This window comes from Actinomadura napierensis, from assembly GCF_039529375.1.
Lineage (GTDB): Bacteria > Actinomycetota > Actinomycetes > Streptosporangiales > Streptosporangiaceae > Spirillospora > Spirillospora napierensis.
Map to the genome: position 1 here is coordinate 21046 of NZ_BAAAMR010000042.1, position 23268 is coordinate 44313.

21 protein-coding genes and 1 riboswitch are annotated in these 23268 nt (G+C 74.1%); of the genes, 9 read left to right on the forward strand and 12 right to left on the reverse strand.

Annotated elements, in window-relative coordinates:
• Nucleotides 1-49: 49 nt before the first annotated feature.
• A complete protein-coding gene (locus tag ABD296_RS23325) occupies nt 50-1024 on the reverse strand; it encodes a DMT family transporter (protein ID WP_344270732.1) in 975 nt (324 codons plus the stop codon).
• A 261-nt stretch (nt 1025-1285) separates the two neighbouring features.
• On the reverse strand, nt 1286-2326 hold the full coding sequence (gene aroF / locus ABD296_RS23330) for a 3-deoxy-7-phosphoheptulonate synthase (RefSeq protein WP_344270734.1): 1041 nt from the start codon (nt 2324-2326) through the stop codon (nt 1286-1288).
• Nucleotides 2327-2607: 281 nt separating this feature from the next.
• Here aroF and ABD296_RS23335 point away from each other — a divergent pair, with 281 nt between their 5' ends.
• The 5 genes from ABD296_RS23335 (at nt 2608) to ABD296_RS23355 (ending at nt 8056) form a co-directional block, all read left to right on the forward strand.
• A complete protein-coding gene (locus ABD296_RS23335; protein ID WP_344270737.1) occupies nt 2608-3231 on the forward strand; it encodes a sulfite oxidase-like oxidoreductase in 624 nt (207 codons plus the stop codon).
• Between the two features lie 97 nt (nt 3232-3328).
• Nucleotides 3329-4678, forward strand: a complete 1350-nt coding sequence (locus ABD296_RS23340) for a histidine kinase (protein WP_344270739.1) — start codon at nt 3329-3331, stop codon at nt 4676-4678.
• A gap of 76 nt (nt 4679-4754) precedes the next feature.
• A complete protein-coding gene (locus tag ABD296_RS23345; protein WP_344270741.1) occupies nt 4755-5540 on the forward strand; it encodes a LytR/AlgR family response regulator transcription factor in 786 nt (261 codons plus the stop codon).
• A gap of 591 nt (nt 5541-6131) precedes the next feature.
• Nucleotides 6132-6350, forward strand: coding sequence for a hypothetical protein (locus ABD296_RS23350; RefSeq protein WP_344270744.1), 219 nt, complete (start codon nt 6132-6134; stop codon nt 6348-6350).
• Entirely contained in the window at nt 6347-8056 is a 1710-nt protein-coding gene (locus tag ABD296_RS23355; protein ID WP_344270747.1) for a sodium:solute symporter family transporter, read from the forward strand. The genes ABD296_RS23350 and ABD296_RS23355 overlap by 4 nt, the downstream gene beginning before the upstream one ends.
• Nucleotides 8057-8734: 678 nt before the next feature.
• On the opposite strand, the gene ABD296_RS23360 is transcribed toward ABD296_RS23355, so the two are convergent.
• From ABD296_RS23360 to thiO, 6 genes are all read right to left on the reverse strand, one after another.
• Complete coding sequence (locus ABD296_RS23360; RefSeq protein WP_344270750.1) at nt 8735-9586, reverse strand: deoxyribonuclease IV; 852 nt, start codon at nt 9584-9586, stop codon at nt 8735-8737.
• Nucleotides 9587-9628: 42 nt separating this feature from the next.
• Complete coding sequence (gene pknB / locus ABD296_RS23365; protein ID WP_344270753.1) at nt 9629-11572, reverse strand: Stk1 family PASTA domain-containing Ser/Thr kinase; 1944 nt, start codon at nt 11570-11572, stop codon at nt 9629-9631.
• A gap of 36 nt (nt 11573-11608) precedes the next feature.
• Entirely contained in the window at nt 11609-12583 is a 975-nt protein-coding gene (locus ABD296_RS23370) for a DMT family transporter (RefSeq protein WP_344270756.1), read from the reverse strand.
• Nucleotides 12584-12743: 160 nt separating this feature from the next.
• Entirely contained in the window at nt 12744-13556 is an 813-nt protein-coding gene (locus ABD296_RS23375) for a thiazole synthase (RefSeq protein WP_344270759.1), read from the reverse strand.
• Nucleotides 13557-13559: 3 nt separating this feature from the next.
• Nucleotides 13560-13760: a sulfur carrier protein ThiS gene (gene thiS, locus ABD296_RS23380; RefSeq protein WP_344270761.1), complete on the reverse strand. Its 201-nt coding sequence runs from the start codon at nt 13758-13760 to the stop codon at nt 13560-13562.
• Nucleotides 13761-13791: 31 nt separating this feature from the next.
• The gene (gene thiO / locus ABD296_RS23385; RefSeq protein ID WP_344270763.1) at nt 13792-14916 is read right to left on the reverse strand and encodes a glycine oxidase ThiO; all 1125 of its coding nucleotides are present in this window, start codon (nt 14914-14916) and stop codon (nt 13792-13794) included.
• Nucleotides 14907-15020: riboswitch (TPP riboswitch) on the reverse strand. Its footprint overlaps the gene before it by 10 nt.
• 123 nt (nt 15021-15143) lie before the next feature.
• Here thiO and ABD296_RS23390 point away from each other — a divergent pair.
• From ABD296_RS23390 to ABD296_RS23405, 4 genes are all read left to right on the forward strand, one after another.
• On the forward strand, nt 15144-16379 hold the full coding sequence (locus tag ABD296_RS23390; protein WP_344270765.1) for an NAD(P)/FAD-dependent oxidoreductase: 1236 nt from the start codon (nt 15144-15146) through the stop codon (nt 16377-16379).
• 69 nt (nt 16380-16448) lie between these two features.
• Entirely contained in the window at nt 16449-16832 is a 384-nt protein-coding gene (locus ABD296_RS23395; protein ID WP_344270767.1) for an Rv2175c family DNA-binding protein, read from the forward strand.
• Nucleotides 16833-16982: 150 nt separating this feature from the next.
• Nucleotides 16983-17651 carry a thiamine phosphate synthase gene (gene thiE / locus ABD296_RS23400; protein WP_344270769.1) on the forward strand — a complete coding sequence of 223 codons (669 nt, stop codon included), beginning with the start codon at nt 16983-16985 and terminating at the stop codon, nt 17649-17651.
• Between the two features lie 91 nt (nt 17652-17742).
• Complete coding sequence (locus ABD296_RS23405) at nt 17743-17904, forward strand: hypothetical protein (RefSeq protein ID WP_344270771.1); 162 nt, start codon at nt 17743-17745, stop codon at nt 17902-17904.
• A 57-nt stretch (nt 17905-17961) separates the two neighbouring features.
• Here ABD296_RS23405 and ABD296_RS23410 read toward each other — a convergent pair whose 3' ends face one another.
• The 4 genes from ABD296_RS23410 to ABD296_RS23425 all read right to left on the reverse strand — a co-directional run bounded on the left by ABD296_RS23410 (nt 17962) and on the right by ABD296_RS23425 (nt 23135).
• A complete protein-coding gene (locus ABD296_RS23410) occupies nt 17962-18960 on the reverse strand; it encodes a serine/threonine-protein kinase (protein WP_344270774.1) in 999 nt (332 codons plus the stop codon).
• A gap of 86 nt (nt 18961-19046) precedes the next feature.
• Entirely contained in the window at nt 19047-21155 is a 2109-nt protein-coding gene (locus tag ABD296_RS23415) for a beta-glucosidase family protein (RefSeq protein ID WP_344270777.1), read from the reverse strand.
• A gap of 191 nt (nt 21156-21346) precedes the next feature.
• Nucleotides 21347-21889, reverse strand: a complete 543-nt coding sequence (locus ABD296_RS23420) for a carboxymuconolactone decarboxylase family protein (protein ID WP_344270780.1) — start codon at nt 21887-21889, stop codon at nt 21347-21349.
• 136 nt (nt 21890-22025) lie between these two features.
• Entirely contained in the window at nt 22026-23135 is a 1110-nt protein-coding gene (locus ABD296_RS23425; RefSeq protein WP_344270783.1) for a polyprenyl synthetase family protein, read from the reverse strand.
• Between the last annotated feature and the right edge of the window lie 133 nt (nt 23136-23268).

The window sequence follows — 23268 nt, forward strand, 5'->3', positions numbered from 1 at the left end:
CCGGACATCATCCTCGCCGCCTCCCGATCTGGCGAGTGGTTCAGACCAATTAATCGCTTCCGCCGTTGCGTTTCCCGTGCTTTCGCGGGCGGCGGACGGGCGCGACGAGCGCGACGAGGCTGGCGCCCAGCAGGGCGAGCCCGCCGCAGGCGGCCCCGCCGAGGTGCTCGCCCAGCACCGCCGTGCCGAGGACCGCGGCGACGGCGGGCTCGGCGAGCGTCAGCGTCGTCGCCGTCGTGGCGGGCGTCCCGCGCAGGCCCCGCGCGAACAGCACGTACCCGAGGCCGGTGGTGACCGTGCCGAGGTAGAGCGCGGTCGCGGCGCCGGAGCCGGTGAGCAGCCATCCGGCGGGCCCGGCCGCCAGGACGGGCAGCAGCAGCACGGCGGCGCCGCCGAACAGCGCCCCGGCGACCGCCCGGTCGTCCTCGCCGCGGGTGATCAGGACGGACGCGGTGGTCGCGTACGCCGCGTAGGACAGCCCGGACAGCAGCGCGAGCGCGATGCCGGCCGGGTCGACGCCGGAGCCGTGCCCGGCGCCGACCAGCAGGGCGCAGCCGGCGACGGCGCCCGCCGTCGCGAGCGTCCAGCGGCGGGTGAGGACCGAGCGCCGGATCGCCAGGCCGATCAGCCCGGTGAACGCGGGGGCGCTGCCGATCGTCACGACGGTGCCGACGGCCACGCCGGTCCGGGAGACCGCGACGAAGAACGCGGTCTGGTACACCGCGACCGCGAGGGCGCCGAAGACGAGCAGCGCCCGGTCGCGGCGGCCGGCGAGGAGGCGGCGCAGGCCGTCCCGGCGGGTGAGCGCGGCGAGCGCGAGCAGCAGCAGCCCGCCGATGACGATCCGGGCCGCGGCGACGGAGACGCTGGAGGCGCCGTGGCCGGCGAAGGTGCGGGCCGTCCCGGTCGTGCCCCACAGGGACGCGGCGAGCAGGATGTCGGCGCCGCCGCCGAGCGGGCGCCGGGAGGGTGCGGAGACGCTCCGCCTGGACGTTCTGGACGTTCTGGACGTGTGCACTGACACGGAAGGTGCTCCTGGGCTCGAATCGGGAGAGAAGATCCGGATCCGGGGCGCAGGAGTACGCGGGCCGGGCGCGGGTGCGCCGGTCCGTCAGGACTCTGGGGATTCCCTGACCGCGCCCCGTCAGGAGCGGGGCGGCCCGAGGGAGGGGGTCCAATACGCCATACCGACGACCGTACCAGCCCCGTAACACGTCGCTGACGTGCGGCGAGTCGTCGTCATGAGCGGCGTCATGACGGCTCGCCGCACGTCAGCGGACGGGCGTCAGGCGAGGACGGGGCCGGGGGCCTCGGTCAGGGTGCGGCCGACGATGGGCGGCAGGTCGCGCACGAGCTTGGCGAGCTCGCGCAGGTCGCCGTCCACCAGGGCCTGAGGGCCGTCGCACAGCGCGGTCTCCGGGTGCGGGTGCACGTCGATGATCACGCCGTCGGCGCCGACCGCGACGGCCGCGCGGGTCAGCGGGAGCACCAGGTCGCGGCTGCCGCCCGAGTGCGACGGGTCCACGATCACCGGCAGGTGGGAGAGGCGCTGCGCCACCGGGACCGCGGAGATGTCGAGGGTGTTGCGGGTGGCCTTCTCGAACGTGCGGATGCCCCGCTCGCACAGCACGATGTCGAGGTTGCCGCGCTGCGCGACGTACTCGGCGGCCATCAGCCACTCCTCGATCGTGCCGTTCATGCCGCGCTTGAGCATCACCGGCTTGCCGGCCTCGCCGGCGGCCTGCAGCAGCGCGAAGTTCTGCGCGTTGCGGGTGCCGATCTGCAGCATGTCGGCGTAGGACGCGACGAGGTCGACGTCGGCGGCGTCCACCACCTCGGTGACGATCGGCATGCCCGTCTCCTCCCGCACGTCGGCGAGGATGCGCAGGCCGGCCTCGCCGAGGCCCTGGAAGGCGTACGGGGAGGTGCGCGGCTTGAACGCGCCGCCGCGCAGCAGGGTCGCGCCCGCCGCCTGCGCCATCTGCGCGGCGCCGAGCGTCTGCTCCGGGGTCTCGACCGCGCACGGGCCCGCGATCAGCGTCATCGTGCCGGGGCCGATCGGCACGCCGCCGACCCGCACCACCGTGCGCTCGGCGTGGTGCTCGCGGCTCACCAGCTTGTAGGGCACCGAGATCCGCACCACGTCGCGGACGCCGCGCATGGCGCGCAGGTTCAGCGAGCCGAACTGCTGGACGTCGCCGACGAGCCCGACGATGGTGCGTTCCACGCCGCGGCTGACGAACGCCTCGCCCCCCGCCGTCCCGACCAGCGAGACGACGGCCTGGATATCGGCTTCGGTGGCCTCCGGGCCCATGACGACGACCATGGTGTGCTGCCTCTCCTCATCACGCGGACCGCGCGGGATCCCGGCCGGATCCCGCGGACGACCCCGCAGAAACGACGAGAGCCCCGGGCCGATGGGGCCCGGGGCTCTCGCCTTGTGGTCTGTCAGCGCAACGTCTGGCAGACCAGCCGCCCGGGCTGGTCGAACCAGAAGAAATACACGATGTTGCGCACGGACATCAGCGTAGCCGATCCCGGGACGCCGAATCCCGCGAGCCCCCCGAATATGGCTCAGCTCACGCCGGGTGGCAGGATGGCCGCGTCATGTCCCACCCCGAACAGTCCGCACCGCAGCCGCGGGATCTGCCGCCCGGCCAGTACGTCCCCCGGGGCTGGCCGGTCCTCCACTACGGCCCCGTCCCGAAGTTCCGGCCCAAGGACTGGGACTTCCGGGTCTTCGGCGCGACCGCGTCGGGGGAGCAGCACCGGTGGAGCTGGGAGGAGTTCGACGCGCTGCCGAAGGCGCGGGCGGTCTCCGACTTCCACTGCGTCACCAAGTTCACGATCCCCGGCAACGAGTGGGAGGGCGTGCCCGGCACGGCGGTCGTGGAGCTGGCGCCGCCCGCGCCGGACGTCACGCACGTGATGGTGTGGGCCGAGTACGGTTACAGCGCCAACATCCGGATGAGCGACTTCCTCGCCGACGGGACGATGTTCGCCACCCACCACGACGGGGAGCGGCTCACCCCCGACCACGGGTTCCCGACCCGGATCGTCATCCCGCACCTGTACGCGTGGAAGAGCGTGAAGTGGGTGCGCGGCGTGGAGTACCTGGTCAAGGACCGCCGCGGGTTCTGGGAGGAGCGCGGCTACCACAACGTCGCCGACCCCTGGTCGGAGCAGCGGTACTCCTACCAGGAGGACGAGGGCCAGGCCCCGCCCCTGTGATCCCGGGAGGGCGGCGGAAGCCGCCGGTGCGTCGGACACCGTCGTAAATCGGCAACACACCGTCCCGAGCGGAAGACAACCGTTACCGTACGTTGTCATGGTCCTACCGTCCGTCGCGGACATTCTGGCGGGCGCCCTCGCCGCGGGCGCCGCCGCGGCAGCCGTCGCGCTGCGCGAGCGGCTGGGGCTCCCGCGCCGCGCCCCCGCCGGCCCGGCGGAGCAGGCCGCGTTCGCGGCCCTGCACACCATCGCCCGCCTGTCGCCGCCGCTGCGCGCCGGGCTGACCCCCGACTCGGCCCGCAAGGCCGCCCGGCCCTTGCGGGCGCTGCTCGGCGCGGAGGCCGTCGCGTTCGTCGCCGTCCCGTCCGGCGGCGACGATGATCCGTTCGCCGACGACGACGCGGACCCCGCGCATCCCACCGATCGCGTGGACGACCGGGACGCGGCGGGCGACGAGCCCGCCCCCCGGCTGCTGGCCTGGGACGGCGCCGGCCGTGACGAGCACGCCGGCGACGCCGTCGGGCACGCGCTGCCGGTGCTCGCCTCCGGCCGGCCCCGCGTGATCGCCCCGGAGCTGCTCGGCTGCCACGACCCGCTGTGCCGCGTCCGGGTCGCCATGGTCGCCCCGCTCACCATCGAGGGACGCGTCGAGGGCGCGCTCGCCGCGTACTGGTCGGGGCCGTCCACCGCGCGGGTCCGCGCCGTCGGCGAGGCGGCCCGGCTCGTCACCGGGCAGCTGGAGCTGGCCGGGCTGGACGCCGCCCGGATCCGGCTCGCCGAGGCCGAGATGCGGGCGCTGCGCGCGCAGATCTCCCCGCACTTCGTCTACAACTCGCTGACCACGATCGCCTCGTTCGTCCGCACCGACCCCGAGCGGGCCCGCGGCCTGCTGCTGGACTTCGCCGACTTCGCCCGCTACTCCTTCCGCAACCCGCGCGACTTCACCACGCTCGCCGACGAGCTGCGCTCCATCGACCGCTACCTGCTGCTGGAGCGGGCCAGGTTCGGCGAGCGGCTCCGGTTCGACGTGCAGGTCGCGCCCGAGGTGCTGCCCGTCGCCGTCCCGTTCCTGGCCCTGCAGCCGCTGGTGGAGAACGCGATCCGGCACGGCATGAAGGGCACCCGCGGCCCGCTGCACATCTCGATCGTGGCGCGCGACTGCGGCGCCGAGGCGGCGATCAGCGTCGAGGACGACGGCGTCGGCATGGACCCCGAGCGGCTCCAGGAGATCCTCGCCGCCCCGGTCGGCCTGCCGGGCCCGACCGGATGGGGCAGCGTCGCCACCCCCGACCGGCGCGGCGGCGGCATCGGGCTCGCCAACGTCGACGAGCGGATGCGGCAGGTCTACGGGGAGGAGTACGGGCTGACCGTCGAGACAGCGCTCGGCGCCGGGACCAAGGTCAAATTGCGCGTTCCGAAGTACCGTCCGGGCGTGTTTCCGGACTGAGCGGCCCCGCCCCGGCGGACCACTCACTTTTCGGAACCGATTGCGGACAGACGGTAATCGCGGCAAAGTCGCCATCATGCTTCACGTCCTGGCCGTCGACGATGAACGCCCCGCCCTGGAGGAGCTGACCCATCTGCTCCGCGAGGACCCGAGGATCGGGCGGGTCACCGGCGCGGAGGACGCCTCGTCCGCGCTGCGCGACCTGAGCCGGATGCTCGTCGAGGGCGAGCGCCTGGACGCGGTGTTCCTGGACATCCGGATGCCCGGGCTCGACGGCCTGGACTTCACCCGGCTGCTGACCGGCTTCGCCGCGCCCCCGCACGTGGTGTTCGTCACCGCGCACGACGACTGCGCCGTCACCGCCTACGAGCTCGGCGCGCTCGACTACCTGCTGAAGCCGGTCCGGCCCGAGCGGCTCGCCGAGGCCGTCCGGCGGGTCGCGCAGGCCGCGCGCCTGACGGGGCCGCCGGGCGAGGACGCCCCCGACGCCGGCGCCGACGACGAGATGATCCCCGTCGAGCTCGGCGGCCGCACCCGGCTGGTGTCGCGGCGGACCGTCACCCACGTGGAGGCGCAGGGCGACTACGTCCGGCTGCACACCGCCGACGGCGGCTACCTGGTGCGGATGCCGCTGACCGCGCTGACCAAGCGGTGGGAGGCCGCCGGGTTCATCCGGATCCACCGCAGCACGCTCGTCGCGTCCGCGCACATCACCGAGCTGCGCTTCGACGGCGGGCGGGCCGCCGTGCAGATCGGCGACGCGCTGCTGCCGGTGAGCCGCCGCCACACCCGCGAGGTCCGCGACCTCCTCGTGCGCAAGTTCCACCACGCGCCGGACGGCGGCGGCCATGGCCACGACTGACCACCGCCGGACGGTGGCCCCCGTCCCGGCGCCCGGACGCCGGAGGAAGCACGGATGGAGAGAGCAAGCGTGAACGACGCGACACAGGTGGACGCAACGCGGCCGACCGGGACGCGGCAGGCGGGGGCCGGAGCCGCCACCCCCGACCCCGCAGGCCCGGACGCCCCGGACCCCGACCCGCCCGATACCGGCCCGGGCGCCCCCGCCGCCCTCGTGAGCCCCGGCCCGTCCGCCCCCACCGCGGGTCCCGGCCCGTCCGCCGCATCCGTCTCGCCAGGTCCGCCCGACCTGACCGGGCCCCCCGCCGCCGCGAGCCGGGGCCCGTCGGCCGTGCCCGGACCGCCAGGCCCGCCCGACCCGTCCGGCTCGGCTGGCCCGGTCGCGCCTGCCGCCACCGCAAGCCTTGGCCCGTCCGTCGCCTCGGGTCCGCCAGGGCCACCCGTTCCGGCAGTCCCCGCGGTCTCGAAAGTCGCGGGGGTAACGGCCGATCCGGTGGTTCCCGTCGACCTTGTTGATCTGGGTGACCTGGCCGAGCAGGTGCCTCGGCCGGACGATGTGCGGGCGCTTGTGCGGGTTCAGTTGCGGATCGCCGTGCAGACCTCTGCGATCGTGCTGGTCGTGACGGCGGTATTACCGGCGCTGCCCGTCCTGGCGCCGGGGCTCGGCCGGATCCGGGCGTTCGGGGTGCCGCTGTCGTGGCTGCTGCCGCTCCTCGTCGTCCAGCCGCTGTGGATGCTCGCCGCCCTCCTGCATCTGCGCCGCGCCGAACGCGCCGAACGCGACCTCACGAGGCCGGCGGGCCGTTCGTGACCGCCCCGGCGGTGCCGGCCGCGCTCACCGCCCTGGCCGTCGTGCTGGCGCTGACGGCGGCGCTCGGCCTGCACGCCCGCCGCGCCGCCCGCACCCCCGCCGACTTCCTGGTGGCCTCCCGCGGCGTCAGCCCCCTGTGGAACGCCACCGCCATCAGCAGCGAGTACCTCTCCGCCGCCGCCTACCTCGGCACCGCCGGGCTCGTCCTCGCCTACGGCGCCGACATGCTGTGGCTGCCGATCGGCGCGACCGCCGGGTACGTGCTGCTGCAGGCGTTCGTGACCGCCCCGCTGCGCCGCTCGGGCGCCTACACGCTCTCCGACTTCGCCGAATGGCGGCTCGGGTCGCGGGCCGTGCGGCGCGCCGTCACCTGCTGCGTCTGCTTCGTCGGCTGGTTCTACCTGCTGCCGCAGTTCCAGGGCGCCGGCGTGACGCTGCGGGTGCTGACCGGCGCGCCCGTCTGGGCCGGCTGGGCGGTGATCGTCGTGGTGGCGCTCGCCCTCGTCGCGTCCGGCGGCATGCGCGGCATCACCGCCGTCCAGGCCGTGCAGTTCTGGGTGAAGCTGCTCGCCGTCGCGGTGCCCGCCTTCGCACTGCTGGCCTGCTGGCACGCCCACGCCTCCACCACGGACCGGCCGATGCGCTTCGCGCACGCCACGCACGTCCACGTCCGGACCGGAACCGCAGTGATCGTTCCCGCCGCCGTGACCGTCACCACCACGGGACGCGTGGACGGCGCCCGCTACGACGCCGCCGCGGTACCGCTGCCCGCAGGTCGCCACACCATCGGCGCGGGCACCGAGCTGGTGTTCCCGCGCGGCGCGGCCGTCCCGCGCGCGGAACGCCTGCCCGCCCGGCAGGACGGGGCGTGGCCCGCCCCGTTCGGCCAGCCTGCCGGCCACGGCGTCTACACCACCTACTCGACGCTGCTGGGCGTCCTGCTCGGGACGATGGGGCTGCCCCACATCCTGATGCGCTTCTACACCAACACCTGCGGACGGGCCGCGCGCCGCACCGCCGCGCTCGTCCCGGGCCTGCTCGCCCTGTTCTACGTCTTCCCGGCCGTCCACGGCGCGCTCGGCCGCCTCTACACGCCCGAACTGCTGATGACCGGCGACATCGACGCCACCATCCTGCTGCTCCCGCGCCGGGCGGCCCCCGGCCTCGCCGGCGCCCTGATGACCGGCGTCGTCGCCGCCGGCGCGTTCGCCGCGTTCATCTCGACCTCCTGCGGCCTCGTCATGGCCATCGCCGGGACGGTCACCCAGCGGATGCGGCACCAGGACGGCGTCACCGCCTTCCGGATCGGCGTGGTCCTCGCCCTGGCCGCGCCGCTCGCCGTGCTCCCCGGCATCGGCCCGCGCGACGCCGCCGACCTCGTCACCACGGCGCTGTGCGTGTCGGCGTGCTCGCTGTGCCCGCTGCTCGTCCTCGGCATCTGGTGGCGCGGGCTGACCGCCGCAGGAGCCTGCGCCGGCCTGGTCGCCGGCGGCGAGCTCGCCGTCGCCGCCGGCGTCGCACGGCTCGCGTCCGCCCCGCGGACGGGCTGGGCCGCGGCGCTGCTCGCCCAGCCCACGCTCGCGGTCGCCCCCGCCGCGTTCGCCGCCATGATCGCGGTGTCGCTGCTCACCCGGCGCCGCGTCCCGCGCCGGGCGGACGGCGCCATGGCCCGGCTGCACCTTCCCGAACACGCCACCGCCCACTGAGAACCCGGCTAAACGGACACAACGCCGTCCGGTGAATTTCCTTCGAAACCGCTCACCGTCATGTGGACCGTTCCTAGATGTCGCCCCGACCGCTCGTCCCGCGAAACCGACCGCTCGCCGTCCAACTACTCTCCGCACATCTATGACTACGAACCGTTTACCGAGCCTTGTGCTTGCCGGGTGACGATCGGAGGCATCAGACCTCTAGTGTTCTCAGTGGCACCACACGCCACACCGCTTCGGAGGAGCGGGCGGACGGAACGGACGGCACCCACCGTCCACCACCGCGAGACCTCCCACAAAAGCAAATCCGGAGATCCGGCGGACGCCAGTCGAACGCCGGATCGTGAGTCGCCGGGTCCCGTACCGGGGGGGTGGGACCCGACGACCTGTGGCTCGGGCGTCGTTGAACAGTCGGGGGGTTGTTCAGCGGCGCCCGAGTCCTATTTATTGCATTGCCCTTGGCGGTCAGGCGCTGGGGCGCCTTCCCTTCGGCGGGCAATGCGGCGATCGCAGCATCGCTCCGACTCGGCCCTGGGGGCCTCGCTGCGCGATCAAGTTCTCGCAAGCTCGAACTTGGCTTCGCACGCGATCGCAACGTTGAGGTTGTTGCCGGCCTGGGTTACGGACGATCGTCTGGCTGTTCGTTGTGGCTGATGAGCCGGTCGGGGTTCCTTCTTAGTCGGCTCTCAGGTTTTTGAGGGTGGTGATGTCCTTGGCGTGGGGTTCGGGGGCGCGGCCCGGGGTCTCGATGATGAAGGGGACGCCGGCCGCGGCGGGGTGGTTCAGGAGGTCGGCGAAGGGGCGCTCGCCGATCCGGCCCGCGCCGATGTTCTCGTGGCGGTCCTTGGCGGAGCCGCAGGCGTCCTTGGAGTCGTTGGCGTGGACGAGCCTCAGGCGGCCCTCGCCGACGGTGGCGGCCAGCTCGTCCATCGTGTCCTTGACGCCGCCGGGAGCGGCGAGGTCGTGGCCGGCGGCGAACGCGTGGCAGGTGTCGAAGCAGACACCGAGCTTCGGGTGGTGCTCGAGCCGGTCGAAGAAGGGGCCGAGGTCCCGCACCCTGGCGCACAGCATCTTGCCCTGGCCCGCCATCGGCTCCAGGAGGAGGTCCGGGCCGTCCTCGGGGATCTCCTCCAGCAGCGGGAGCACGTGCTCGTGGACCTGGGCCATGGCCTCGTCGTAGGTCTGGCTGACGGCGGAGCCGGTGTGCACGACGACGCCGCGGGCGCCGATGGCGCGGCCCCGCACGAGCGAGTGCCGGACGGTCGCGACCGACTTGGCGAGGGTCTCCTCGCTGGGCGAGCCGAAGTTGACCAGGTACGGGGCGTGCACATAGACGGGCACGTCGGTGCGTTCGAGGAGCCTGGCGTCCTCGGCGGGCCTGCCCTCGGGCAGCGCCCAGCCGCGCGGGTTGGAGACGAACACCTGGATCGCCTCGGCGCCGATCTCGGCGGCGTACTTCAGGCCGCCGGTGGCGAGCCCGCCGGCCACGGGAACATGCGCCCCGACGGGGCTCTGCGGTGCGGTCATAGGTCCTTCAGCCTAGCCGCCGCGGCGGGCCGTCCGAGCCGGTCAGGGGCCCTTCACCAGGGTGACGGTGGAGCCGCGCGGGGCCTCGCCGCCGTTCGGGCTCTGCAGCCGGACGGTGTTGCCGCCGAAGCCGGTGACGTTGACCTGGAAACCGGAGTCCTCCAGGGCCTTCCTGGCGTCGCCGACGCTGCGCCCGGTCACGTTCGGGACGGGGATGTTCTGCTGCTGGTCGCCGTCGTTGCACCCGAAGTGGAACGGGCCGGCGTCCACGACGCAGTCGCGCTTGTTGACGACGATGGTGACGTCGTCGCCGCGGGACACGCCGGTGCCCTCGGACGGGTCCTGGCGGACCACCGCGTTGGCGGGCTTGCCGTCGACCTTCTTCTTCTCGACCTTGACGTTGAGCCCCATGGAGCGCAGCTGGTTGGCGGCCGCGTCGCCGTCCGAGCCGAGGACGTTCGGCATGGACATGCCGCTGCTGACGATGACGTTCACCGGCTTGTCGGGGGACTGCTTCGCGCCCGCGTCCGGGTCGGTGCCGATGACCTTGTCCTTGGCGACCGTCTGCGACGGGGACGTGCTGGTCTTGCCGACGGTGAAGCCCTTGCTCTGCAGGGTCTGCTTCGCGTCGTCGAGCGACTTGCCCGACACGTCCGGGACCTCCCGGGGCGTGATGCCCTTGGACGGTGTCAGCGTGACGGTCTCGCCCTTGGCGATGCGGGCCCCGGCGGGCGGGTCGCTCTTGGCGACCATGCCCTTGTGGACGTGGTCGTCGTAGACGGCGGTGGCGACGCGGACGTCGAGGCCGTCGCCGTCGAGCTCGCGCTGGGCGTCCGCGACCTTCATCCCGATGATCTGGGACGGGATGTGGTCGTACTGGCCGGACGTCTGGTACCAGACGGCCCAGCCGAGGATCACCGCGGCGACGGCGCCGATGGCGATCAGGACGTACTTGCCGGTGAGCGCGCCGAGCGCCCGGTCGGTGCGGGAGCGCGGGGCGTGGCCCACCGGGAGCGTCTCGGGCGGCAGGGTGCTCGCGTCGAGGACGGCGGTGTGGCCCTGCGGCGGCGCGGCGGGCGGCGACTCCAGCATGCTCGTGGCGTTGCGGGAGGCCTCCTCCATCCGGCGGTCGAAGTCGCGCGGCAGCCCGCCGAAGACCTCGGCGACCTCGGCGAGGTACTGGTTGGCGTCCTGCGGTCGGCGGGACGGGTCGTGCGCCGTGGCGTCGGTGACCAGCTCGTCCACCCGCCGCGGGATGCCCGGCACGGCGCTGGACGGCGGCGGGACGACCTCGTTGACGTGCTTGTAGGCGACCGCGAGCGGCGTGTCTGCCTGGTGCGGCAGGTGGCCGGTGAGCAGCTCGAACAGCATGATCCCGGCGGCGTAGACGTCGGAGCGGACGTCGGCGCTGCCCGCCAGGACCTGCTCCGGCGCGAGGTAGCCGACCGTGCCGATGATCATGCCGGTCTTGGTCATCTTGCTCGCGGTCTCGGCCCGGGCGAGCCCGAAGTCGGCGACCTTGATCGTGCCGTCCTCGCAGATCAGCACGTTCTCCGGCTTGACGTCGCGGTGCACCAGCCCGGCGCGGTGGGCGGCGCCGAGGGCCGCCAGCACCGGCTGCATGATCTCCAGGGCGGAGCGGGGGCCGAGCCGGCCGAGCTCGGTGAGCGCGTCGCGCAGCGTCCGGCCGGGGACGTACTCCATCACCAGGAAGACGTGCTCGCCGTCGGAGCGCTGGTCGTACACGGCGACGACGTTGGGGTGGGAGAGCGCCGCGGCGGCCTTGGCCTCGCCGATGAAGCGGGCGACGAAGTCCTCGTCGGAGGCGAGGCCGGCGTGCATCACCTTGATCGCGATCGTGCGGTCCAGCCGGATGTCGCGGGCCATGTACACGGTGGCCATGCCGCCGCGCGCGATCCGCGACTCGATGCGGTAGCGCCCGTCGAGCACCTGCCCGACGAGTGGATCTGCAACCGACGTGTCCATCGGTGCGAGTTTACGGGCGAATGACGGGTGTTCTCATCAGTCGGGAGTATGAGCATCGATGAGCCGCGGGTCGGATCCGGCGGGCTCCGCGGGGGCGGGCGCGGGCGCCGGGCGGCGGCGGAGGGCGCGGGTGCTGCGGGAGACGGCGACTCCGGCCAGGCACAGGACGCCGCCGGCGAGCGTGACCAGGCCGGGCACCTCGTCGAGGAACAGCCATGACATCGCCACGACGAGCGCGGGCGCCGCGTAGGTGGTGGCGCCCATCTTCCCGGCGGACGTGCGGGCCAGCGCGTATCCCCAGGTGGTGAAGGCGATCGCGGTGGGGCAGACGCCGAGGTAGAGCATGTTCAGGGTCGCGCCGGCCGGGGCGTCCGCGGCCTGCGAGACCAGCTGCGGCGCGAACGGCAGGCAGACGACCGCGCCGATGGCGCAGGCCCAGGTGGTGAACTGCAGCGGCGAGGCGTGCCGGAGCGCCGGCTTCTGGCTGACGACGCCGAACGCATAGGTCACGGCGGCGCCGAGGCACAGCAGCACGCCGCCGACCGAGGCGCTCCCGTCCCCGGACATCGACAGCCCCACGACGGCGGCGCCCGCGAACGACACCGCCATGCCGGCCAGCAGCCGGGGCGCGAACCCCTCCTTCAGCAGCCAGCCGCCGAGCAGCGCGATGAGGATCGGGCCGATGTTGACGACCAGGGCCGCGGTGCCGGCGTCGACGAGCCGCTCACCCCAGTTCAGCGCGACCATGTAGGCGCCGAACCACAGCACGCCCGCCGCGACGATGCCGGGCCAGGCGCCCTTCGGCGGCAGGCCCTCGCGCCGGACGAGGCAGATCGCGGCGAGCACGACGGTCCCGGAGAGCAGCCGGCCGAGGGCGAGGGCCCCGGGGCCGTAGTCCTCGCCGGCGCTGCGGATGGCGACGAACGCCGAGGCCCACAGCACGACCGTGACGGCCGCCGCCGCGACGGCGAGCCGGTCGATGCCCGCCGGCCGGGAGCTGTCCTGTTGCATGTGGCGCACCTTAGGTTCGGAACGTTTCCCTGAACACCGAACGATGGCGCGCGGTTGCGGGCCGTCCCCGTCCGGTGGACGCCCCTCAGTCTGGGGACGCCCATCGTTCAGGTCCAGCGAATATTTCTTCAGCCGAAGCTTTAGCGATGCTTCAGTGAGGTCAGAGGGAGGCGAGGCCCTCGAAGGGCGAGGACGCCTGGGCGTAGCGGCGCTTGGGGATCCGGCCGGCCAGCCGGGCGAGCCGCCCGCCCTCGACGGCGTGCCGCATCGCCGCCGCCATCCGGGCGGGGGACTGGGCGCGGGTCACGGCCGTCGCGAGCAGCACCGCGTCGCAGCCGAGCTCCATGGCGAGTGCGGCGTCGGACGCGGTGCCGAGCCCCGCGTCCAGGATCACCGGGACCTCCGCCCGCTCGACGATCAGCTCGATGTTGTGCGGGTTGCGGATGCCGAGCCCCGACCCGATCGGCGAGCCGAGCGGCATGACCGCCGCGCAGCCGATCTGCTCCAGCCGGTGCGCCAGCACGGGGTCGTCGTTGGTGTAGGGCAGCACCACGAAGCCGTCGTCGACGAGCTGCTCGGCGGCCTCCACCAGCTCGATCGGGTCAGGCAGCAGCGTCCGCTCGTCCGCGATCACTTCGAGCTTGACCCAGTTCGTGCCGAGCGCCTCGCGCGCCATCTTCGCGGTCAGCACGGCCTCGCCGGCGGTGAAGCAGCCCGCGGTGTTCGGCAGCACCCGGATGCCGCACCCGGTCAGCACGTCCAGCACCGAGCCGCGCGCGGACGGGTCGACCCGCCGCATCGCGACCGTGGTCAGCGCCGTCCCCGACGCGGTGAGCGCCTCGCGCAGCACGTGCATGCTGGGCGCCCCGCCGGTGCCCATGATCAACCGGGAGGCGATCTCCTCGCCGGCGATCACCAGGGCGTCCGCCGCGGTGTCGTTCGTCGCGGTGTCGTTCGTCGTCCGATGTGTCACCGGTCAGCCTCCCTGTACCGCGGTCAGCACTTCGAGGCGGTCCGCCTCGCGCAGCGTCGTCGCCTCCCACGCCGACCGCCGGACGACCTCGTCGTTCAGCGCGGCGGCCACGCCGGACGCGGCGGTGGTTACGGACGCGACCGCCTGCGCCAGGGACGCGCCGTCGGGCAGCTCGCGCGGCTCTCCGTTCACGATGATCTTCATTACTGCACGACCTTCATCACTGCGGCCTTCATCACTGCGGCTCGGGGGCGAAGCGGGCGGGGGAGAACGGGGCTGCCACCTCGGGGACGGGCCCGTCCAGCAGCATCGCGGCGAGCGCGTCGGCGCTGACCGGCGCCAGCAGGATGCCGTTGCGGAAGTGGCCGGTGCCGAGGTAGAGGCCGGGCAGCGCGGTGGGGCCCATCAGCGGGGCGTTGTCCGGGGAGCCGGGGCGCAGGCCGGCGCTGACCTCGGCGAACTCCAGCTCGGTGATGCCGGGCAGCAGCTCGCGGGCGTCCCGCAGCAGCTCCCACAGGCCGCCCGCGGTGACCCGCGTGTCGAACCCCATCTCCTCCTGCGTGGCGCCGATGACGATCTCGCCGTCCGCGCGCGGCACCAGGTAGATCGACGAGCCCTTGACCACGCCGCGCGTCGTGCGCCGCAGGAACGGCACCGGCGTGCGGAGCCGGACCACCTGCCCCTTGACCGGCCGGACGGGTGGAACGGTCCCGGAGGGCAGGCCATCGAGGTCGCCCGACCACGGCCCGGCGGCCAGCAGCACCTTGTCCGCGCGGATCTCCGAGGCGTCCTCCAGCCGGACCCCGGCGGCGGCGTCCCGCTCGATCACGACGCCCTTCGCCCGCCGCCGCACCAGCCGGACGCCCAGCCGCTCGCCCGCCGCCAGCAGCGCCGGGGCGAGGCGGCGCGGGTCGACCGAGCCGTCCTCGGGGGCGAGCAGGCCGCCGCGCACGCCGGGCGCCAGCATCGGCTCGGCCTTGCGGCACTCGCGGCCGGTCAGCGGCTCGACGGGGATCCCGAGCCCTTCCTGGAAGGCGCGCAGGTCGTCCAGGACCTTCAGGTCGTCGGAGTCGAACGCGACCTGGAGCGTCCCGTCGTCGCGGTAGCCGGTGTCCAGGCCGGTGGCCTCGGCCAGCTCGGCGGCGAACGCGCCGTAGCGGTCGCGGGAGGCGAGGCCGAGGCGCAGCAGCGGCTCCTCGCCGTAGGTCAGCTCGCTGACCGGGGTGAGCATGCCCGCCGCGACCGACGACGCGCCGCTCGCGGGCGCCGGGTCGACCAGGGTGACGGCGGCGCCGCCCTGGGCGGCCCGCCAGGCGGTGGCCAGGCCGATGACCCCGGCCCCGATGATCACGATCCGCAATGCGCGCTCCCTTCGCCGGCATGATCCGGATCAGGTCGTGGCGGTCGGCGGCCCGGTCAGCCGCCCTCTCAGCCCGGTCGTACCGGACTCCCGCGCCCTGTTGTGTTGTGCACGTGGTTGTGTTTGCACGTGCCGTTATGTCCCCCACCCTACGACCACCGGCCGCGATGCAGCTGTCTGGACACCAGTCCAAATCCGCTCCGGCGGGCCCGTTAGGGTGGGCGCCCATGAACAGGGTGATCGTCGTGGGCGGCGGGCTGGCGGGCGTGCGGGCCGCCGAGGCACTGAGGAGCAAGGGGTACGAGGGCGCGCTGACCCTCGTCTCGGCGGAGCGGCACCGGCCCTACGACCGGCCGCCGTTGTCGAAGGCCGTGCTGGCGGGCGACTCCGACGACACGACCGTCGACGCCGACTGGGACGCGCTCCGCTGCGAACTGCTGCTCGGCGAGCGCGCCACCGGCCTGCGCCTCGACGCACCGGGCAGGGACGGCCGAGGGGGCGGCACGGTCGCGTCCACCGCCGGCGACCTGCCCTTCGACGGCCTGGTCATCGCCACCGGCGCCGAACCCGTCACGCTGCCCGGCGACGGCCGCCAGCACGTCCTGCGCACCATCGAGGACTCCCGCGACCTGCGCGGACGGCTCACCGAGGGCGCCCGGATCGTCATCGTCGGCGCGGGCTGGATCGGCGCCGAGGTCGCCACGACCGCCGCGAAGAAGGGCTGCGCCGTCACCGTCGTCGAGGCCGCCGACACCCCGCTCTCGCAGGCGATCGGCCCCGAGGTCGGCGCGCTCACCATCCCCTGGTACGCCGAGGCGGGCGTCGAGCTTCGCACCGGCGTCAAGGTCGCCGCGGTCGAGCACGGCGGGCTCGCCCTCGCCGGCCCGAACGGCGGCGAGCGGATCGACGCCGACGAGGTCGTCGTCGGCATCGGCGTACGGCCCGCGCTCGGCTGGCTGGAGGGCTCCGGCCTGCGGCTGGAGCGCGGCGTCGTCACCGACGGCTCGTTCCGCACCGTCATGGACGACGAGGACGGCACCGTCCGCCCGGACGTCGTCGCGGTCGGCGACTGCGCCGCCTGGTGGTCGGAGCGGTACGGGCGGCGGCTGCTCGTCGAGCACTGGGACACCGCCCTCAACGCCCCCGACGTCGCCGCCGCGGCCCTGCTCGGCCAGGACGCGGTCTACGACGCCGCCCCCTACTTCTGGTCCGAGCAGTTCGGACGCATGGTGCAGTACGCCGGGAACCACGCGCGCTCGGAGCGGCTCGTCCACCGCGGCGATCCGTCCGGCCGCAAGTGGGCGGTGGCGTGGCTGACCGGCGACCGGCTCGACGCGATCCTGACCGTGGACCGTCCCCGCGACCTGGTGCAGGCGAGGCGGGTGATCGCCGCCGGGACGCCGGTCGATCCGGAGGCGGTCGCGGACCCGGACGTGGCCGTCCGCCAGGCCGTTCGCGGGTAGCGGACGGTGACCGGCGGTAACGGCTGCGAGGGGGGTTTGCGGCTTCCGAAGGCGTGGTAGCAAGGAGGCGTGACCCAGACGCACGCAACCGTTGACAGCGCACTGGACCCCCGCACCGACGCCCTCGCCGGCGACTGGCTCTCGCTCCGGGAGACGGCGGAGCGGCTCGGTATCAAGACCAGCCGGATCAAGCAGCTCATCAGCGAGCGCAAGCTGCTGTCGGTCCGCCGCGACGGCGAACCGATGGTCCCCGCGGCGTTCATCCGCGACGGCCAGGTCATCAAGGGCCTGCCCGGCACGCTGACGCTGCTGTCGGACGCCGGCTTCGGCGAGGTCGAGACCATCCGCTGGCTGTTCACCGCCGACGACACGCTGCCCGGCACGCCCGTCCAGGCGCTCAGCGAGAACCGGGGGACCGAGGTGCGCCGCCGCGCCCAGGCCCTGGCATTCTGACCCGACCACGCCGGTCCCCGGGGGAGCGGACGCCGCCCTCCCGGTGACGCCGGCCGACCGGACCGCCCGACCGAACGACCCGCGGGGTCGCGCCATCGCGCGTGGCCCCGCGGACCCGTGCCCGCCCCGCGAAAGGAAACCTCCCCCACCGTGTCCAGGCACATCCCGACCGAACGGGCCGTGGCGCTGCGCGCCCGGCTCAGCCGCGCCCGCCTTTACCTCTGCACGGACGCGAGGGAGCGGCAAGGGGACCTTCCCGCGTTCCTGGACGCGGTCCTGGGCAACGGCGTCGACATCGTCCAGCTGCGCCAGAAGGGCCTGGAGGCCCGGCAGGAGATGGCGTACCTGGAGGTGTTCCGGGCGGCCTGCGAGCGGCACGGGGCGCTGCTGGCGGTCAACGACCGCGCCGACGTCGCCCGCGCGGTCGGCGCCGACGTGCTGCACCTCGGGCAGGACGACCTGCCGGTGCCGGCCGCCCGCGAGATCGTCGGCGGGGACGTGCTGATCGGCCGGTCCACGCACTCCGACGAGCAGGCGTCCGCGGCGTCCGCCGAGCCGGGCGTGGACTACTTCTGCACGGGCCCGGTGTGGCCCACGCCGACCAAGCCGGGGCGCCCCGCGCCCGGCCCGAAGCTGCTGGAGTACGTGGCGGCGCAGCGCCAGCCCCGCCCCTGGTTCGCGATCGGCGGCATCGACCTCGCCAACCTCGGCGAGGTGCTGGACGCGGGCGCCGAGCGGGTCGTGGTGGTCCGGGCGATCACCGAGGCCGGCGACTCGCTCGCCGACGCCGCCGGGTTCGCCCGCCGCCTGGCCGCCTGACCAGGGCCGGCGGGCAGTCTGATCAGGGCCGGCGGGCGGCGACCGGGGATCACGGTGCGGGCAGTGCGCCCGATGACCGACAATGGGGATCATGACCGTGGGACCCGACGACGACCGGCCGGTCGACCTGGGCGACGACCTGGAGATCCTGCCGGACCAGACCTCCGACGACACCGACACCGGCTGGGGCGAGTGGCGCGGCGGCGGCGATGACGACGACCGGCTGCTGGAAGAGCGCCCGCCGCACTGGTGAGCGCCGCAGCCCCGCCGCAAGAACAGGCAGCCCGCCGCAAGGACGGGCCGCCCGCCGCTAGAACAGCACGCCCAGCACGAACCCGGCGATGATCACCGCGCCGAGCGCCAGCATCATCCGCCACCGGTAGCGCGGGATGCGGGTCGGCCGCGGCCGCGGCGCCGGGCCCTGCCCCTCGCGCAGCGCGCGGACGAGCTGCGGCGCGGTGGGCCGGGCCGCCGGGTTCTTGTCCAGGCAGCGGGCGGCCAGGTCGCGCAGCGGCCCGTCCATGTCGCCGAGGTCGGGCGGCCGGGAGGTCACCCGCCGCATCACCGCCGCGCCGGGCCCGGTGCCGAACGGCGGCCGGCCGGTCGCGGCGAACACCATCGCGGCGCCCCAGGCGAACACGTCGGCGGGCGGCCCGACCGGCTCGTCCTCGATCTGCTCGGGCGCCATGTAGCCGGGCGTGCCGACCGGGCTCGTGGTGAGCGGCTCGGTGCGGGTGAGCGCGTCGGCGGCGCGGGCGATGCCGAAGTCGATCACCTTCGCGCCGTCCGGGCCGAGCACCACGTTGGCGGGCTTGAAGTCGCGGTGCACGATGCCCGCGCGGTGGATCGCGGCGAGCGCCCCGGCGGTGCGCAGCGCCGTCTTGCGCAGCCGCGGCGCCGGCAGCGGCCCCTCCTCGTCCACGACCCGCTGCAGCGTCGGGCCCTCGACGAACTCGCTGACGATGTAGGGGCGGTCGCCGGTGACGTCGGCGTCCAGGACCCGCGCGGTGTGCCGCCCGGCGACCTTGCGCGCCGCCTCCGCCTCCTTGACGAAGCGGCTCCGCGCCCGCTCACCGGCGTCCAGACCGCCGCGCAGCACCTTGACCGTGACCGGCTCGCCGTCGCCGTCCCGGCCGAGGTAGACCACGCCCTGGCCGCCCTCGCCGAGCCGGCCGAGCAGCCGGTAGCCGCCGACGCTGCGCGGGTCGCCGGGGCGCAGCGGCCGCTCGTGCCGCCGGCCCCGGCCGTGCCGCGGCGCGGGACGGGCGCTGCGGGGGGTCGTCCTCCCGGGGGAGGTGTCGTGCGGCAAGGGGGGACTCCGACTCGGCGGGGACGGACGAAGAATTCCTCATTTCTACCGCGTGACCGCGGATCGGGACAGCGGAACCCCGATCTTTACTTGGCGGGACACGTCCCGAAGGTCCCCGTTTGCGTGATGTCGCGCTCGGAGCCGCCGACCATGACCCTGTAGCAGCCGGCGGCGACCTTCCACGCCTTCGCGCCCTCGTTCCAGTACGCCAGCGACCGCGAGGTCAGCGGGAACGTCACGCGCTTGCTCTGGCCGGGCGCCAGGGCGACCTTGGCGTAGCCCTTCAGTTGCCGGGCCGGCTGCGGCACGTCGACGCCGGGCGAGGGCAGCCCGAGGTAGAGCTGCGGGACGGCCGTCCCCGCCCGCTGGCCGGTGTTGGTCACCGTGACCTGCACCGACGTGGACGAGGCGGTGAGCCCGCCGTAGCGGAACGCGGTGTAGGACAGGCCGTGCCCGAACGGGAACGCCGGCGTGGTCCCCTTGGCGTCGTAGTGCCGGTAGCCGACCATGACGCCCTCGGAGAACGTGACGGTCTTGTTCACGCCGGGGAACTGGGACGGGTTCGCGGCCGTAGGCGCGTCGTTCTCCGCGGCCGGGAAGGTGACGGGCAGCCGGCCGCCCGGGTCGACGTCCCCGTACAGGACGCGGGCCAGCGCGTTCCCGCCCTCCTGGCCGGGATACCAGGCCTCCACGATGCCCTTCACCTGGTTGCGCCACGGCGTCAGCACCGGGCCGCCGGTCTCCAGCACGACGATCGTGTTGGGGTTGGCCTTGGCGACGGTGCTGATCAGCGCGTCCTGGTCGCCGCGCAGCGGGTCGCCGCACTGGAGCGTCAGGCAGGACCGGTCGAAGAACTCGCCCTCGCTGTCGGTGGCGAACACGATCGCGACGTCGGCCTTGCGGGCGGCGTCGGCGGCGGCACCGGCGTTCCCGCCGTCGGTGTAGGTGATCTTCGTTCCGGAGCCCGCGCGGCGGGCGATGCCGTCCTGCGCGCTGACGGCGCTGAACGGGACGACGTTCGCCGAGCCCGATCCGCTCTGGCTCTCCCGCGCGGCCCGTCCGACCAGCGCGATGGACGACGGCGACTTCAGGGGCAGGATCCCGCCGGCGTTGCGCAGCAGCGTGATGCCGCTCTCCGCGATCTTCCGCGCGGCGGTCTCGCTCGCGGTCCGGTCGATCGTCCCGAGGTCGTTGGGGTAGGCGGGCCGGTCGAACACCCCGAACGCGAACATCGTCCGCAGGACGTTGCGGACGTGCCCGTCGATCGTCGCCTGCGTCACCGTCTTCTGCGCGACCGCCTGCTTGAGCATGAACGCGTTGTAGTGCATGCCGATCGGCAGTTCCATGTCGACGCCGCCGTTGGCGCCGGCCGCGGTGTCCTGCACGGCGGTGTGGTCGGACGGCACGAACCCCTTGAAGCCCCACTCCGACCGCAGGACCTTGTTGAGGGCGCCGTCGTCCTGGCAGGCCCAGCGCCCGTTCAGCTTGCCGAACCCGCACATCACGGTGGCCGCGCCGCCCTGCTTCACCGCCGCCTCGAACGGCGGCAGGTAGACCTCCCGCAGCGTGCGCGGGTCCACCTTCATGTCCAGCGACAGCCGGTCGGTCTCCTGGCTGTAGACGGCCATGTGCTTGACCGACGCCATGACGCCCTGCGCCTGCGCGCCGCGGATCCAGGCCGCCCCGAGGCCGGACGACAGGTACGGGTCCTCGCCGAAGCCCTCGAAAGAGCGGCCGTTGCGCGGCACCCGCAGCACGTCCACGGTCGGCCCGAAGATCAGGTCGTTGCCGCGGTGCCTGGCCTCCCACGCGACCGTCCCGCCGTACAGCCGCGCCGCCTCCGGGTCGAAGCCGGCGGCCAGCGAGATCGGCGCGGGCAGCCGCGTCGCCTTGCCCTGCCGGACGCCCGCCGGGCCGTCGGCCATGTAGACGGGCGGGATGCCGAGCCGCGGGATGCCGCTGTTGGTGTCGGCGTGCGCGGTGTCGATGAAGCCGCCGAGCGGGCCGCCGAGCGGGTCGTCCGACGCGAGCATCGCGATCTTCTCGTCGTCGGTCATCTTCGCCATCAGCAGCGCCGTCCGCCGGTCGGCGGTGAGCGACGCGTCGCACCACGGGCGCTGGGCCGGGTCGCCGCACCTGGTCGGCGCCGCCTGCGCCGGTAACGCGGTGGAGACGGGCGCGGCGAGCGCGAGCACGGACGCCAGCGCCCCCGCGGCCGGCGTCCACCTGCCCGTCCATCGGCCCGTTCGCGTGCCCGTTCGCGTGCCCGTCCGCGTGCCCGTTCGCGTGCCCGTTCGCGTGCCCGTCCGCGTGCCCGTCCGCGTGCCCGTTCGCGTGCCCGTCCGCGTCCCCGTCCGCGTGCTCGGCCGTTCTGCGAAGGGCCGCATCAGTGCTCCTCCTCGTCCTGGACGCGAAGGGCGTTCAGCGCGAAGGCGACCATGTGGTAGTGCCCGATGAGCATCACCAGCTCGATCAGCTCCTGCTCCCCGAACCGGGCCGACAGCGCCGTCCAGGTCGCGCCGGTGAGGGTGCTGCGCTCGTTCAACTCGTCCGCCGCCGTCAGCACCATCAGGTCGTCGTCGGCCCAGCCGTGGTCGTCGAGCGGCAGCCGGAGCGCCGCGACCTCGGCCTCGCTGAGGCCCGCGGCGAGCGCGAGCCGGCGGTGGTGCCCCCACTCGTACGCGCAGTCCCGCAGGTACGCCGTGCGCATGATGGCCAGCTCCCGGTCGCGGTCGCTCAGCAGGCCCTTCATCAGCAGCGCCGTCCCGAGGCGGATCCAGCTCCCGAACAGCTTCGGGTGGCGGCCGAGCGTGGTGAGGACGTTCAGCGGACCGATCGACGCGGTCGCGGCCTTCAGCGTGTCGTCCCACTCCGCCTCGGGCAGCGGAGCGATGCGCGGCACGCGGTTCCCGGGGATGTCTGCGCACATGGCGACATTTCTGCCACCAAATGGTGGAACGGTGCTACCCCCGCGGCCTCACTTGGCCGGATCGTTACTTTTGGATCACATGCCAATACGGCCCCGGACGTCCCCCGATCATGGGCGCGATCGCGGGCGGGACGGGTCAGGTGCGGCGGGCCGTGGCGGCGATCGCGAGCTCGGCGAGCGCGTCGCGGGCCTCCTCGGCGACCGGCGCGCCGGCCAGCGCGCGGCCGACCTCGTCCAGGTAGCCGTCGATCATCGCCTCGCAGGCCGCCAGGCCGCCGGTCTCCTCGATGATCGCGCGCGCCTCGTCCACGCCGGGAAGGTCCAGCTCCGGGTCGCCGAGCCGGCGCTCCAGCGCGGCCGCCTGCGCCGCGGTGGCGCGTTCCAGCGTGAGCGCGACCAGCACGGTCCGCTTGCCCTCGCGCAGGTCGTCGCCGGCCGGCTTGCCGGTCTCCGCGGGATCGCCGAACACGCCCAGCACGTCGTCGCGCAGCTGGAACGCGATGCCGAGCGGCAGGCCGTAGCCGGTGAGCGCGGCGGTGACCCGCGGGTCGGCGCCGGCCAGCGCGGCGCCGAGGTGCAGCGGCCGCTCGATCGTGTACTTGGCGCTCTTGAACTCCACCACGCGCAGCGCCGTCTCCGCCGTCGCCCCGCCGCGGGTGCCCTCCAGCATGTCGAGGTACTGGCCGCACATGACCTCGGTGCGCATCAGGTCGTAGACGGCCCGGCCGCGGCGGCGCCGCTCCTCGTCCAGCCCGCAGGTCTCGAACATCTCGCTCGACCAGGCCAGGCACAGGTCGCCGAGCAGGATCGCGGTGCCCGCGCCGAACGGCACGGCGGCGCCCGGCCAGCCCTGCGCGTGGTGCAGCGCCTCGAACCGGCGGTGCACCGACGGCTGCCCGCGCCGGGTGTCGCTGGAGTCCATCACGTCGTCGTGGATCAGCGCGCTCGCCTGCAGCAGCTCCAGGGACGCCGCCGCGTGCACGATCGCCGGGTCGTCGGTGCCGCCGTCCGCCGCGCGCCAGCCCCAGTAGCAGAACGCCGGGCGCAGCCGCTTGCCGCCCGCGAGCAGCGCGTCCAGGGCCGACAGCAGCGGCCCGAGGTCGTCGCTGATGGCCAGCAGGCCGGGGCGCTGGCGGTCGACGAAGGCCAGCAGCGCCTCGTCGACCTCCTTGCGGATGCGGCTCCAGGACGAGCGGAGCGATCCGGGGGGCGCGGGGGGTCGTCCTCCCGCAGGCAGCCTCGACATGCCCGCGATCGTATCCAGCCGGACGGAATCCACCCGCCAGCTATTAGGGGATATGTCAGTCGATCACAGGAAATAGAGGCATTACGTTGGTGTGGACGTGTGCAGGATCACCCGTAACGGAGGCGTCGCCCGA